The organism is Streptomyces sp. NBC_00989 (genome assembly GCF_045162655.1).
Classification (GTDB): domain Bacteria; phylum Actinomycetota; class Actinomycetes; order Streptomycetales; family Streptomycetaceae; genus Streptomyces.
This window is the reverse complement of the sequence record NZ_CP108728.1, coordinates 2,889,988-2,903,219: the sequence shown is the minus strand read 5'-3', so window position 1 is coordinate 2,903,219 and position 13,232 is coordinate 2,889,988. Positions and strand designations below refer to the sequence as shown.

The window sequence follows — 13,232 nt, the reverse complement described above, 5'->3', positions numbered from 1 at the left end:
ACATCGAGACCGGGCCGGGGGGGAAATGGGTTGCGGGCCCCAGGTGCCCCCGTCTTCCATGGGCCCATGGTGTCCACCGACCGACTGCTCGCCTTCGCGGCCCTGTCCTTCCTGCTGATCATCGTCCCCGGCCCCAGTGTGCTGTTCGTGATCGGGCGGGCGCTGGCACATGGCCGCCGGGCCGCGCTGACCACCGTGGTGGGCAACACGCTCGGCGCGTATCTGCTCGTCGTGGCGGTCGCGCTCGGCGTCGGTTCGCTGGTGGAGCGCTCGGTGCTCGTCTTCACGGCGCTGAAGCTCGCCGGTGCCGCCTACCTGGTGTACCTCGGGGTGAAGGCGTGGCGTCAACGCGGTTCGCTGCGGGCCGCGTTCGCGGGGGAGGAGACGGCCCCGCACAGCGGACTGCGCACGCTGTGGGAGGGGTTCGCCGTCGGGGTGGCCAACCCCAAGACGATCGTGTTCTTCGCCGCCGTCCTGCCCCAGTTCGTGGACCGCGAACAGGGCCACGTCACCAGCCAGATGCTGCTGCTCGGCCTCGTCTTCAACCTCATCGCCGTGGCCTCGGACAGCGTGTGGGGGCTGGTCGCCGCGACCGCCCGGGACTGGTTCGCGCGCTCACCGCGCCGACTGTCCGCGGTCGGTGGAGTCGGCGGGCTCACGATGATCGGGCTGGGCGTGACGGTCGCGGTGACAGGCCGCAAGGACTGATGCGGCAAGGACTGACTCGGCAAGGACTGACCCGGTAGGGACTGGCTCGGTAGGGACCGACTGCGCTACGGCCGTCGCAGCAGCCCGTTCACCGCCCGCCCGAACATCGACCGCGCCGCCCACTCCAGCGGCCGGTCGAAGAGGCGCGGCAGGAAGCTGACCGCCAACTCCTCCTGCCACACCACGCGGCTACGGCCCCCCGGCCCCGGCCGCACCTCGATCTCCGCCCAGCCTGTGACGACCCGCCCCCGCTTCTCCAGCCGGACCAGACCGGGCTCGTCGTCCGTCGGCGGGCGCCACACGGTGACCTCCATCCGGTCGTCGAAGCCGAGCGGGCCGAGCCCGGAGCGGGCCACGAAGACCGTGCCCTCACCGGTCGGCGGAGGGGTGACCACGGTGACCCGGGTCAGCGGGACCACGTCGGCGTGGCGTGGCCACTCCGTCAACCGGCGCCACGCCTCCTCAAGGGGAAGCGGGGCTGTGCGTTCGAGACGGAAGTTGACCATGTGTGGATCGTAGAGAACGCTTCTTGATCGACGGTACTTTCACCGGCGGCTCACACCCTTGGCCTAGCGGTTCACAGGTACGCAGACGTACACCGGACAGCCGCCCCGAGTTTCCCCGCGTCCCGGCCGGAGCGGGCGCCTCCCCCCTAGGCTTTCTCCCATGGGCGGGCATCCCGCCTGCCCGCAGGGGGAGTTGGTCGCCATGCCACTGAAGGCCTACGGCGTATTGATCACGCGCGCGGTGGACACGAGGCGCGAGGGCGCCGCCGGGACACCGCACTACCAGATCCATCTCACGGACGACACGGGCACACATTTCCGGGCCGCCGTGAACGTCCTGTCCGCGGAGCGGCCCTCCGAGCTGCTCTATCTCGTCAGCGAGGACTTCCAACACCCGGTCACAGCCCGCCTGGAGGGCCTGCCGAGCGGCTGGAACACCCTGCTGCCCGGCCCCGGCGGCCCGAACCTCGACTTCGTGCGCGGCAACCTCTTCGACCCGGCGCAGCTGCGCACCCTCCCGCCGGACGCGAGCGGTCCCGACAACGACCTCGCCGACCTCCTCGACCACTACGTACGACGCGCGGTGGACGACCCGGACGCCCGCCTGTACGTCTTCGGCGAGCGCTTCGGCCCCGAACCGACCGTCAAGGACAAGGTGTTCGGCTTCCTGCCGGGCAACGGAGTCCACGACATCCACATGAACCAGGGCAACAGCCGCCGCTTCAGCGGCGACGACGGGGTCTGGCAGGACGGCGGCCTCCTCATCCACTTCCCGGCGCAGTCGCGCTGGGTCGGCATCTTCCTCGCCTTCCAGAGCCAGTCCTGGCACACCGACGACACCACCGGCCACACGCTGGAGGACACCGACGGTTCGCGCCCCGACCCCGGCAGCCAGCCCGTCCGCGTCGTCGCGGCCCTGGTCAACCCGCGCGGCCCGGCGCCCGAGCCGGAGAGCGTCACGCTCCTCAACGCCTCGCCCGATCCGCTCGACCCGACCGGCTGGCGCGTCCGGGACCGGCTCGGCCACTCCTGCGCGGTACCGCCCGGCCCCCTCGCCCCGGGCGCCACCCTGCTCGTCCCGCTCACGGACGGCGTCCAACTCGGCAACCAGGGCGGCGAGATCACCCTCCTCGACGCGAACGGCCTGAAGGTGCACGGCGTCTCGTACACCGCCGACCAGGCGGCACGGGAGGGCTGGACGGTCGTGTTCTGACCAACTGGGCAGCCCTGCCCGGAAGTTCCCTACCGCACCCGCCCACCCCTACGGCACGATGAGCGCGACCCGCACCGCACCGCATCACGCCATCGGCCGGAGGGTGTCCCGTGGACCGCGAACTGCACGCCGGGCTCGACGCATTGCAGCGCGACCCGTACCCGGCCTACACCCGGGCACGGCAGACCGAGGGACTCACCCACCTCGCCGAACTCGACTCCTGGCTCGTCGCCCGGGACGCCGACGTACGTGAAGTCCTGCGCCGCCCCGAGGACTTCTCCTCATCGGTGGCCCTACGGCCCGACGTACTGTCGGCGCCCGCCGCGCTCGCCGTCCTCGGGGGCGGGTTCGGCGGGCGGCCCGTCGTCGTCACCGCGGACGGCGCGCAGCACCAGCGGTTGCGCGCCCCGATCGTCCGCGGCCTCTCGCCGGCCCGGGTCGCGGCCGTCCTGCCGTACGCCGCCGAGCGCGTCGCCGCCCTGGTCGACGCCTTCGCCAAGGACGGACACGGCGACGGACACGTCGAGTTGATGTCGGCGTACGCCAGGCGGCTGCCCGGCGAGGTCGTCGGCCGGATCCTCGGCCTCGACCCCGCCGACGTGCCCGGGGTCGTCCACGGGGGCCACCGCGCCGAGGAGTTGCTCTTCCGCCCGCTGGAGGAGGACGAGCAGATCGCCGCGGCCGAGGACGTCGTCGCGATGCAGCACACCCTCGACCGGTACGTGTGTGAGCGGTACGACCAGCCCCGCGAGGACCTCTGTTCGGAGCTGATCGCCTCCGTCACGGACGGGCCGTTGACCCTGGAGCATCGGCACCAACTCGTCGCCCACCTCCAGAACCTGCTCATCGCCGGCCACCTCACCACCACCGCGCTCATCGGCACGACCGTCCTGCATCTCCTCCGTCACCCGGACCAGTGGGAGCTGCTGTGCGCCGAGCCCGCTCGCATCCCCGCGGCGATCGAGGAGGCGGCCCGCTACGACACCGCGTTGCAGGGCTTCCGCAGGATCACCACCCGGCCGCTCGTCCTCGCCGGTACCGAACTCCCCGCCGGGGCAGCGCTGTTCGTCGCCTTCGGCGCGGCCAACCGGGACGAGGGACGTCATGCGCGCGCCGGCACGTTCGACATCACCCGCACCCCGAGCCGCCACCTCGCCTTCGGCTTCGGCGTGCACAGCTGCCCCGGCTCCCAACTCGCCCGCGAGCAACTCCGCCTCACCCTGGAGGAGTTGACGAGCCGCCTGCCCGGTCTACGGCTGGCGCGGGACCGTCCGGTCACCATGCGGCCGACGATGATCCACCGTTCCCCGTACGCCCTGCACCTCGACTGGTGAGGCAAGGAGAGCCCGGTGGCTCTCAGGGGCGGTACACCTTCCCCGGCTCCGCCTTCCCGGGCGCGAGGAGCTGCGGCACGGTCACGAACACGTACCCGCGCTCCTTCAGCGCGTCGATGATCCCGGGGACGGCGGGCACGGTGCCCTGGTACAGGTCGTGCAGCAGGATGATGCCGTCCCGGGTGGCCTGGGCGAGGACGCGCTTGGTGATGAGCGCGGAGTCGGTGGTCGCGTAGTCCTTGGCGGTCACGCTCCACAGCACCTCCGACAGGCCCAGCTCCCGGCAGATCTTGTGCACGGTGCCGTTCGTGCGGCCCTGCGGCGGGCGCATCAGCGTGGGCCGCCTGCCGGTGATCCGCTCTATCGCGTCGTCCGTGCGTTGCAGTTCGCCGCGTATCTGCGCGGGGGTTATTCGGGTCAGGATCTTGTGGTCCCAGGTGTGGCTGGCCACCTCGTGACCCTCGGCGGCCATGCGCTCGACGAGTTCCGGGTACTTCTCGATGTGCCGCTCGCCGAGGAGGAAGAAGGTCGCCGGGACCTGCTTCTCCTTCAGGATGTCGAGCAGCCGCGCCGAGTTCTCGCTGGGCCCGGCGTCGAAGGTCAGCGCGATGCACTTCGCCTCACGGCAGTCGACCGTCCCGAAAGGGACCTGCGCGGTGCCCGACACGGCCTCGGCGCGGGCGGCGGCCGGCGCGGTCGTGTCGAGCTTGGTGCACCCGCTCGACGCCAGACCCAGCACGGCGACCGCCACAAACATGCCGACAGCACGCAACCCGGCCCGGGGTCTTTCCCTCTTCTTGCACAGAGCGTTCAGTGATGGCATGCCGAGACTATACATAGCGAGTATACGTGGTGTGTATAGTCGGAGGAGTTGGGGCAGTCCGGTTAGGTACAGCGGCCTTTTAGGGGCGCGGGGCTGTATCGATTTGCGGCTCCGCCGCGTGGGCGCGACCAGCCCCCACCGGCGGGCGGCCAAGGAACCGCAGATCCCGCGGAGCGCCTAGCGGACGTCGGCTCCCAGCTCCCGCCCGAGCCGCAGATTCCACCGCCCGGCCCGCCCACTGAGCTCGGTCGCGGTCAGCGGCGGCACATCGAGCCGCCAGAACGCGGGCCCAGGCGCGTCAAGGACCGTGACCGCAACGGCCCGCACGAACTCCTGCTCAACCACCGCAAGGGTCCCGCCCTCGACCCCGGCCGCCGCCTCCAGCCACCGTGCCGCCCGCTCGCAGAGCCCCCGCACGGACTCCCCGCCATGAGGCACCGCGTCCGGATCCGTCAGCCAGCCCATCACCGCGTCCGGCTCCCGAGCCATCACCTCGTCGAGGGTCAGCCCCCGCCAGCGCCCCATGTCCAGCCCCGCCAACTCCCGCTCCGCTACGGCCGGGAGGCCCAGCGCGGACGCCGTCTCCCGGCACCGCACAGTGGGCGAGACCAGCACCCGGTCAGCCGAGCGGAGCGACCGCGCGGCGGACTCGGCGCGGGCCGCACCGCTCGGATCGAGCGGGCTGCCGTCGTCGAACCGGGTCTCCCGCAGGGACCGGTTCATCGCCGGCGAGATCAAGGTGATGCGGCTGGTCACTCGGTCGCTCCCGTTCCTAGGGCCATGGGAGGACATCGTCTCCCGCGCATCCGACGGCGGGGGCGGCCGGGAGGGTGTTCCTCCCAGCCGCCCCCGCCAACGGGTCAGGAACCGGTCAGCTCCGCACGGACCGTGCGGGCCGCGGCGACCAGGTTCTCCAGGGACGCGCGGGTCTCGGGCCAGCCCCGGGTCTTCAGGCCGCAGTCCGGGTTGACCCACAACCGCTCCGCCGGGATGGCCTCAAGTCCCTTGCGCAGCAAGGCCGCTGCCTCGGCCGTGCCCGGTACGCGCGGGGAGTGGATGTCGTAGACACCCGGTCCCGCCTCGCGCGGATAACCGTGCTCGGCCAGTTCGCGCGCGACCTGCATGTGCGAGCGGGCCGCCTCCAGGCTGATGACGTCCGCGTCGAGGTCGTCGATGGCCTGCACGATGTCGCCGAACTCGGCGTAGCACATGTGCGTGTGGACCTGCGTCTCCGGACGGACGCCGGCGGTGGTCAGCCGGAACGCCTCGGTGGCCCAGGCGAGATACGCCTCCCGGTCCGCCGCACGCAGCGGAAGGGTTTCGCGCAGCGCGGGTTCGTCGACCTGGATGACCGAAGTCCCCGCTACCTCAAGGTCGTTGACCTCGTCGCGCAGGGCCAGGGCGACCTGCCGTGCGGTGTCGCCGAGCGGCTGGTCGTCACGGACGAAGGACCAGGCGAGCATGGTGACCGGCCCGGTGAGCATGCCCTTGACCGGACGGCCGGTGAGCGACTGGGCGTACGTCGTCCAGCGCACCGTCATCGGTTCCGGGCGGGAGATGTCGCCGGCCAGGATCGGCGGGCGGACGTAACGGGTGCCGTAGGACTGGACCCAGCCGTGCTGCGTGGCGAGATATCCCGTGAGCTGCTCGGCGAAGTACTGGACCATGTCGTTGCGTTCGGGCTCGCCGTGCACGAGGACGTCCAGGCCCGTCTTCTCCTGGAACGAGATCACCTCCTGGATCTCGGCCTTGATCCGCTCCTCGTAACCGGCCGCGTCGATCCGCCGCGCCCTCAAGTCGGCCCGCGCGGTGCGCAGTTCGACGGTCTGCGGGAACGAGCCGATCGTGGTCGTCGGCAGCGGCGGCAGCCCGAGGTGCGCGCGCTGTGCCGTGGTCCGCTCGTCGTACGGCTGGGAGCGGCGGGCGTCGGCGTCCGTGACGGCGGCGGCCCGGGCCCGTACGGCGGGGTCACTGGTGAGTGCCGAACCGGAGCGGGAGGCCAAGTCGGCGCGGTTCGCCGCGAGTTCGGCGGCGATCGTGTCGGTGCCCTGGGCCAGGCCCTTGGCGAGCGTGACGATTTCGCCCGTCTTCTGCCGCGCGAACGCGAGCCAGCGCAGGATCTGCGGCTCGATGTCCCGCTCGGCGGCGGCGTCGAGCGGCACATGGAGGAGCGAGCAGGAGGCGGCCACGTCGACCCGGTCGGCGAGACCGAGCAACGTGCCCAGTGTGGCAAGGGACTTGGTGAGGTCGTTGACCCAGACGTTGCGGCCGTTGACGACACCGGCGACCAGCCGCTTGCCAGGCAGCCCGCCCACCGCGGCGAGGGCATCCAGGTTGGCGGCGGCGGACTCGGTGAAGTCCAGGGCGAGGCCCTCCACCGGCGCCTTCGCCAGCACCGGCAGCGCGTCGCCGAGCCGGTCGAAGTAGGAGGCGATCAGCAGCTTCGGCCGGTCGGTGAGGGCGCCGAGGTCGCGGTAGGCGCGGGTGGTGGCGTTCAGTTCGGCCGGGGTGCGGTCCTGGACCAGGGCGGGCTCGTCGAGCTGCACCCACTCCGCGCCCGCCGCGCGCAGGTCGGCGAGGACCTCGGCGTACACGGGCAGCAACCGGTCCAGCAGGGTCAGCGGTTCGAAGTCCGCGGGCACCCCGGGTGCGGGCTTGGCGAGCAGGAGGTAGGTGACCGGGCCGACCAGGACGGGGCGGGCGGTCAGGCCCAGGGCGAGGGCCTCCCTCAACTCCGCGACCTGCTTGGTGGAGTCGGTGGTGAAGACGGTGTCCGGGCCCAACTCCGGCACGAGGTAGTGGTAGTTGGTGTCGAACCACTTCGTCATCTCCAGCGGCGCCACGTCCTGCGTGCCGCGCGCCATCGCGAAGTACCCGTCCAGCGCGTCGAGTTCGGCGGCGGCGCGGTGGCGTTCGGGGATCGCGCCGACCATGGCGGTGGTGTCGAGGACGTGGTCGTAGTACGAGAAGTCGCCGGTCGGTACCTCGTGGATGCCGGCCTCGGCGAGCTGCCGCCAGTTCGTGCGGCGCAGTTCGGCGGCGGTGGTCCGGAGGGCGTCGGCGTCGACGCGGCCCTTCCAGTACCCCTCGATGGCCTTCTTCAGTTCACGGCCCCTGCCCTGGCGGGGGTAGCCGTACACGGTGGACCGTGCTGCCGCGGCTGCGGACTTCGCTGTCACGGAAATCTCCTTCGCGAGATATCTCCCTGGATCCCGGTGTCGGGACGTGAGTGCGAAGGTTCGTAGACCGGGGGATGGTGACCGCCCGTATGTACGCCGACCCGCCCACGAGGTCACCGGGATTCCGCACGCGAATGCTTCGCGTGCGGGCAGGTGGCAGGTCTTCGGACTTGCGGGCACGGCCTCCTGTGAACCGGAGGTCACCTACTGGCCGTCGCTTCCCAGGTCCTGTGTGGGCCCAGTGCGTATGACGGCGGTCGTTCCCGCTTACCGCTGCGGGGCAGTCCCGGAATCTCACCGGGTTCCCTCTTGCGACGCGTCCGTCTGGCTGACGGGGCGAACCAGCTGCGTTAGCCAGCCTACGGGGTGGGGGTCTTGTGCGTCGATTTTTGGGTGCGGGCCGGTGGGGGCTGGTCGCGCCCACGCGGCGGAGCCGCAAATCGATACAGCCTCGCGCCCCTAGGGCATGTCAGCTTGCCGGGATTCGAAGGCTCGCAGGATTTCCTCGGCCGCCAGGGTTGCTGTCAACTCGCCCTCTCGTACCTGGCGTTCTAGGTCCGGGGCCAGGGCGCGGACCGTCGGGTCGGCGTGCAGGCGGCCCAGGAGTTCTTCTCGGACCATAGTCCAGGTCCAGTCCACCTGCTGCTCGCTGCGCTTCGCGGCCAGGCGGCCCGTGGAGTCCAGCAGTGAACGGTGTTGTTCGAGGCGCTCCCAGACCGTGTCCAGGCCCGTTCCCTCGCGCGCGCTGCAACTCAGTACCGGTGGGGTCCAGGCGGCGTCGGCGGGATGCATCAGCCGTAGTGCGCCCGCCAGTTCACGTGCCGCGCTCTTCGCGTCGCGCTCGTGTGGGCCGTCCGCCTTGTTGACGGCGATGACGTCAGCCAGCTCCAGGACGCCCTTCTTGATGCCCTGTAGCTGGTCGCCGGTGCGGGCCAGGGTCAGCAGCAGGAAGGAGTCGACCATGTTCGCGACCGCCGTCTCCGACTGGCCCACGCCTACCGTCTCGACGAGGACGACGTCGTAGCCCGCCGCCTCCATCACCACGATCGACTCGCGGGTCGCCTTCGCGACGCCGCCCAGCGTGCCGGCGGTGGGGGAGGGACGTACGAAGGCCGCCGGGTCCACGGCCAGGCGTTCCATGCGGGTCTTGTCGCCGAGGATCGAGCCGCCCGTGCGGGTCGACGACGGGTCCACGGCCAGTACCGCGACCCGGAAGCCCTGCGAGGTCAGCAGCGTGCCGAACGCGTCGATGAACGTCGACTTGCCGACGCCCGGTACGCCGCTGATGCCGATCCGGCGGGCCTGGCCGCTGTGCGGGAGGAGTTCGGTCAGCAACTCCTGGGCCATGACCCGGTGTTGGGGCTTGGTCGACTCGACGAGGGTGATGGCGCGGGCCACCAGGGCCCGCTTCCCGTCGAGCACGCCCTTCACATAGGTGTCGACCTCGATCACAGGGCGTGCCCGAGGTCGGTGGCCAGTCGCTGCACCAGGTCGTAGGCCGCGTCCGGGATCACCGTCCCGGGCGGGAACACGGCCGCCGCGCCCATCTCCAGGAGGGTGGGGACGTCCTGGGGCGGGATGACTCCGCCGACCACGATCATGATGTCCTCGCGGCCCTCCGCGGCGAGGGACTCCTTCAACGCCGGTACGAGGGTGAGGTGTCCGGCGGCGAGCGAGGAGACGCCGACGATGTGCACGTCCGCCTCGACGGCCTGGCGGGCCACCTCGCCGGGGGTCTGGAAGAGGGGGCCGACGTCGACGTCGAAGCCGAGGTCGGCGAACGCGGTGGCGATCACCTTCTGGCCGCGGTCGTGGCCGTCCTGGCCCATCTTGGCGACCAGGATGCGGGGGCGGCGGCCCTCGGACTCCTCGAACTCGGCCACGAGGGTGCGGGTGCGCTCGACGGACGGGGAGTCGCCGGCTTCGGTGCGGTACACACCGGAGATCGTACGGATCTGGCTCGCGTGCCGCCCGTACACCTTCTCCAGCGCGTCGGAGATCTCGCCGACCGTCGCCTTGGCGCGGGCCGCGTTCACCGCCAGCTCCAGGAGGTTGCCGGTGCTTTCGGCGGCCCGGGTGAGGGCGTGCAGCGCGTCCTGGGTGGCCTGTTCGTCGCGCTCGGCGCGCAACCGCCGTAGTTTCTCGATCTGTTGGGTGCGGACGGAGGAGTTGTCGACCTTGAGGACGTCGATCTCCTCGTCGGTCTCCACGCGGTACTTGTTGACGCCGATGACCGGCTGGCGGCCGGAGTCGATGCGGGCCTGGGTGCGGGCCGCGGCCTCCTCGATGCGCAGCTTGGGGATGCCCGCGTCGATGGCCTTGGCCATGCCGCCCGCCGCCTCGACCTCCTCGATGTGCTGCCAGGCCCGGCGCGCGAGGTCGTAGGTCAGCTTCTCGACGTACGCGCTGCCGCCCCACGGGTCGATCGCGCGGGTCGTGCCGGACTCCTGCTGGATCAGGAGCTGGGTGTTGCGGGCGATGCGCGCCGAGAAGTCGGTGGGCAACGCGAGGGCTTCGTCCAGGGCGTTGGTGTGCAGCGACTGGGTGTGGCCCTGCGTCGCCGCCATCGCCTCCACGCAGGTGCGCGTGACGTTGTTGAAGACGTCCTGCGCGGTCAGGGACCAGCCCGAGGTCTGTGAATGGGTGCGCAGGGAGAGGGACTTGGTGTTCTGCGGGTCGAACTGCTTGACCAGCTTGGCCCAGAGCAGACGCGCGGCCCGCATCTTCGCGATCTCCATGAAGAAGTTCATGCCGATCGCCCAGAAGAAGGACAGCCGGGGTGCGAACGCGTCCACGTCCATCCCCGCCTCCCGCCCCGCCCGGATGTACTCCACCCCGTCGGCCAGGGTGTACGCCAGCTCCAAGTCGGCCGTCGCGCCCGCCTCTTGGATGTGGTAGCCGGAGATGGAGATGGAGTTGTAGCGGGGCATCCGCTGCGAGGTGTACGCGAAGATGTCGGAGATGATCCGCATCGACGGCTTCGGCGGATAGATGTAGGTGTTGCGGACCATGAACTCTTTGAGGATGTCGTTCTGGATGGTCCCGGCCAACTTCTCGGGCGGTACGCCCTGTTCCTCCGCCGCCACGATGTACAGGGCCAGTACGGGCAGCACCGCGCCGTTCATCGTCATCGACACGGTCATCTTGTCGAGCGGGATGCCGTCGAAGAGCTGGCGCATGTCGTAGATCGAGTCGATCGCCACGCCCGCCATGCCGACGTCACCGGTCACGCGCGGGTGGTCGCTGTCGTAACCCCGGTGCGTGGGCAGGTCGAAGGCGACCGACAGGCCCTTCTGGCCGGCCGCGAGATTGCGCCGGTAGAAGGCGTTGGACTCCTCGGCCGTGGAGAAACCCGCGTACTGCCGGATCGTCCAGGGCTGGTTGACGTACATCGTCGGGTACGGGCCGCGCAGATACGGCGCGATCCCCGGGTAGGTGGCCAGGAAGTCCAGGCCTTCCAAGTCCTGCCCGGTGTACAGGGGTTTGACCGCGATGCCCTCCGGGGTCTCCCAGAGCAGATCGTCGCCCCCCGCCGCCTTCTTGACGGCGTCGCGCCACTCGTCGGTACCTGCCTCGGTGGCCGGGGCCCCCAGCTCGATCCCGGAGAAGTCGGGGATGCGCCCCATCGCTGCCATCAGGACACTCCCATGCGGTCGAGGGTGGCGGAGAGTACGGCTACGGCGTCACAGCCCGCGAAGACGTAGGCGTCGACACCGGAGTACTGCCCGGGACGGCCCGCGAGGAACACGTGCCCGGCACCGGCCGACCTCAACTCCCCGGCGACCGAAGCCGCTTGCTCCTCGTACAGCGCGTCGCTGGAGCACAGGCAGGCCTCGGTGGCCCCGCTGTCCGCGAACTCGCCCCCGGTGACGGGCTCGATGCCGCCTGCCTGGAACAGGTTCGACGCGAAGGTGAGGCGTGCGGTGTGCGCCGCGGCCGGGCCGAGCGCGGCCAGGAAGATCCGCGGCCGGGAGCCGGTCGCCGCGAGGTGGGCGTCGGAGCGGGCGCGCAGTTCCTCGTAGGCCTCGTCGCGCCGTACGCGCGGCAGTCCGCCGGTCGGTGCCTCGGGCGCGGGTGCGCGCTCCGGGAGGCGTTCGGCGAGGTTCGGGAACTCGCTGACGCCGGTGATGGGTTCGCGGCGCTTGGCGAGCTTCGCGCTGCGGGTCGCCCAGGTCGCGGCGAGGTCGTCGCGGAGACTGCCTGAACGCAAGACCGCTGCCTGGCCGCCCTGTTGCTCGATGTGCTGGAAGAACTCCCAGCCCGCGTGGGCGAGTTCGTCCGTGAGCCGCTCCACGTACCAGGAGCCGCCCGCCGGGTCGATCACCCGGGACAGATGCGACTCCTCGACCAGGATCGTCGAGGTGTTGCGGGCGATCCGGCGCGCGAACGCGTCCGGCAGGCCCAGCGCGTGGTCGAAGGGCAGCACGGTGACGGACTCGGCGCCGCCCACCCCGGCGGCCAGCGTCGCGACCGTCGTGCGCAGCATGTTCACCCACGGGTCACGGCGGGACATCATCACCGGCGAGGTCACCGCGTGCTGCACCTGCCCGCCCGGCGCCCCGCACACCTCGGCCACCCGCGCCCACAGCCTGCGCGCGGCGCGCAGCTTGGCGATCGTCAGGAACTGGTCGGCGGTCGCCGCGTACCGGAACTCCAGCTGCCCCACGGCCTGTTCGACGCTCAGCCCCGCCTCGGTCAGCTCCCGCAGATAGGCGACACCGGTCGCCAGCGAGGCGCCCAGCTCCTGCGCCACCGAACCGCCGGCCTCGTGGTACGGCAACGCGTCCACGGTCAGCGCGCGCAGCCCCGGATACTCCTCAGCGCAGCGCCGGGCGAGCGCGGCGACGGGCGCGAAGTCGAAGCCCTCGTCCCCGGTACGGGCCGCGAAGCCCAGCGGGTCGGCACCGAGGTTGCCGCGGGCCGCCTCACGTGCGACACCCCGCTCCTCGTACAGCCGTAGCAACTCGGCTGCGGCGGAAGCGACTTCGGGCCCCGCGTCGAGGACGACGGGCGCCAGGTCGAGGTAGACGCCGTCGAGGGTGCTGCCGAGCGACGTGATCGGGATGCCGCGCTCGCCGACGACCAGCCACAGCGAGGTGACGCCGTTCTCCAGGTCGCCGAGGACCGTGGCGGCGTCGGCCGTCGTGTGCTGCTGGCGTACGTCCCAGCCGCCGAGGATGTTGCCCTCGGCGCGGCCGCCCCGTACGAAGGGGGCGAAACCGGGGAGGCCGGGCTCGGGTGCGGAGTCGTCCGCGGTGTACAGGGGACGGGCACGGAGTCCGTCCTCCAGCGAGGTGGACAGGGCGTCTTCCGCTGCGGCACCCGAGACTTCCTTGCCCGACTTGCGCAGTACGCCTTCCACCAGGCGTTGCCACTGCTCATGGGTCGCGTCAGGGAACTCGGCGGCCAGCGAGAGCCCGTCGTCGGGCAGGACCGTCATGCTCGGATGCTAGGGCAAATGTGCAGGTG

10 protein-coding genes and 1 riboswitch are annotated in these 13,232 nt (G+C 71.2%); of the genes, 3 read left to right on the top strand and 7 right to left on the bottom strand.

The features are described from left to right. The first annotated feature begins 66 nt into the window (after positions 1-66). Positions 67-708, top strand: coding sequence for a LysE family translocator (locus OG714_RS12670; protein ID WP_406120572.1), 642 nt, complete (start codon positions 67-69; stop codon positions 706-708). Between the two features lie 65 nt (positions 709-773). On the opposite strand, the gene OG714_RS12665 is transcribed toward OG714_RS12670, so the two are convergent. Further along, on the bottom strand, positions 774-1,214 hold the full coding sequence (locus tag OG714_RS12665; RefSeq protein WP_406120570.1) for an SRPBCC family protein: 441 nt from the start codon (positions 1,212-1,214) through the stop codon (positions 774-776). A 202-nt stretch (positions 1,215-1,416) separates the two neighbouring features. Between OG714_RS12665 and OG714_RS12660 the strand changes: the two genes are divergently transcribed. Then, the gene (locus OG714_RS12660; RefSeq protein WP_406131801.1) at positions 1,417-2,427 is read left to right on the top strand and encodes a DUF2278 family protein; all 1,011 of its coding nucleotides are present in this window, start codon (positions 1,417-1,419) and stop codon (positions 2,425-2,427) included. A gap of 110 nt (positions 2,428-2,537) precedes the next feature. Then, positions 2,538-3,761, top strand: coding sequence for a cytochrome P450 (locus OG714_RS12655; RefSeq protein WP_406120568.1), 1,224 nt, complete (start codon positions 2,538-2,540; stop codon positions 3,759-3,761). 22 nt (positions 3,762-3,783) lie between these two features. Here OG714_RS12655 and OG714_RS12650 read toward each other — a convergent pair whose 3' ends face one another. The 6 genes from OG714_RS12650 to OG714_RS12625 form a co-directional block, all read right to left on the bottom strand. Next, the gene (locus OG714_RS12650; protein ID WP_406131799.1) at positions 3,784-4,518 is read right to left on the bottom strand and encodes a polysaccharide deacetylase family protein; all 735 of its coding nucleotides are present in this window, start codon (positions 4,516-4,518) and stop codon (positions 3,784-3,786) included. A gap of 243 nt (positions 4,519-4,761) precedes the next feature. Further along, positions 4,762-5,340 carry a histidine phosphatase family protein gene (locus OG714_RS12645; RefSeq protein ID WP_406120566.1) on the bottom strand — a complete coding sequence of 193 codons (579 nt, stop codon included), beginning with the start codon at positions 5,338-5,340 and terminating at the stop codon, positions 4,762-4,764. 104 nt (positions 5,341-5,444) lie between these two features. After that, complete coding sequence (metE, locus tag OG714_RS12640) at positions 5,445-7,763, bottom strand: 5-methyltetrahydropteroyltriglutamate--homocysteine S-methyltransferase (RefSeq protein WP_406120564.1); 2,319 nt, start codon at positions 7,761-7,763, stop codon at positions 5,445-5,447. Between the two features lie 137 nt (positions 7,764-7,900). After that, positions 7,901-8,124: riboswitch (cobalamin riboswitch) on the bottom strand. A 98-nt stretch (positions 8,125-8,222) separates the two neighbouring features. Beyond that, the gene (meaB, locus tag OG714_RS12635; RefSeq protein ID WP_406120562.1) at positions 8,223-9,215 is read right to left on the bottom strand and encodes a methylmalonyl Co-A mutase-associated GTPase MeaB; all 993 of its coding nucleotides are present in this window, start codon (positions 9,213-9,215) and stop codon (positions 8,223-8,225) included. Continuing rightward, a complete protein-coding gene (scpA, locus tag OG714_RS12630; protein WP_406120560.1) occupies positions 9,212-11,398 on the bottom strand; it encodes a methylmalonyl-CoA mutase in 2,187 nt (728 codons plus the stop codon). The genes meaB and scpA overlap by 4 nt, the downstream gene beginning before the upstream one ends. Further along, a complete protein-coding gene (locus tag OG714_RS12625) occupies positions 11,398-13,203 on the bottom strand; it encodes a methylmalonyl-CoA mutase family protein (protein WP_406120558.1) in 1,806 nt (601 codons plus the stop codon). The genes scpA and OG714_RS12625 overlap by 1 nt, the downstream gene beginning before the upstream one ends. Positions 13,204-13,232 lie beyond the last annotated feature (29 nt).

Excerpts from the sequence above, each read along its gene's own strand:
- OG714_RS12670 (WP_406120572.1), top strand. The coding sequence starts at position 67 with ATGGTGTCCACCGACCGACTGCTCGCCTTCGCGGCCCTGTCCTTCCTG.
- OG714_RS12665 (WP_406120570.1), bottom strand. The coding sequence starts at position 1,214 with ATGGTCAACTTCCGTCTCGAACGCACAGCCCCGCTTCCCCTTGAGGAG.
- OG714_RS12660 (WP_406131801.1), top strand. The coding sequence starts at position 1,417 with ATGCCACTGAAGGCCTACGGCGTATTGATCACGCGCGCGGTGGACACG.
- OG714_RS12650 (WP_406131799.1), bottom strand. The coding sequence starts at position 4,518 with ATGTTTGTGGCGGTCGCCGTGCTGGGTCTGGCGTCGAGCGGGTGCACC.
- scpA (WP_406120560.1), bottom strand. The coding sequence starts at position 11,398 with ATGGCAGCGATGGGGCGCATCCCCGACTTCTCCGGGATCGAGCTGGGG.
- OG714_RS12625 (WP_406120558.1), bottom strand. The coding sequence starts at position 13,203 with ATGACGGTCCTGCCCGACGACGGGCTCTCGCTGGCCGCCGAGTTCCCT.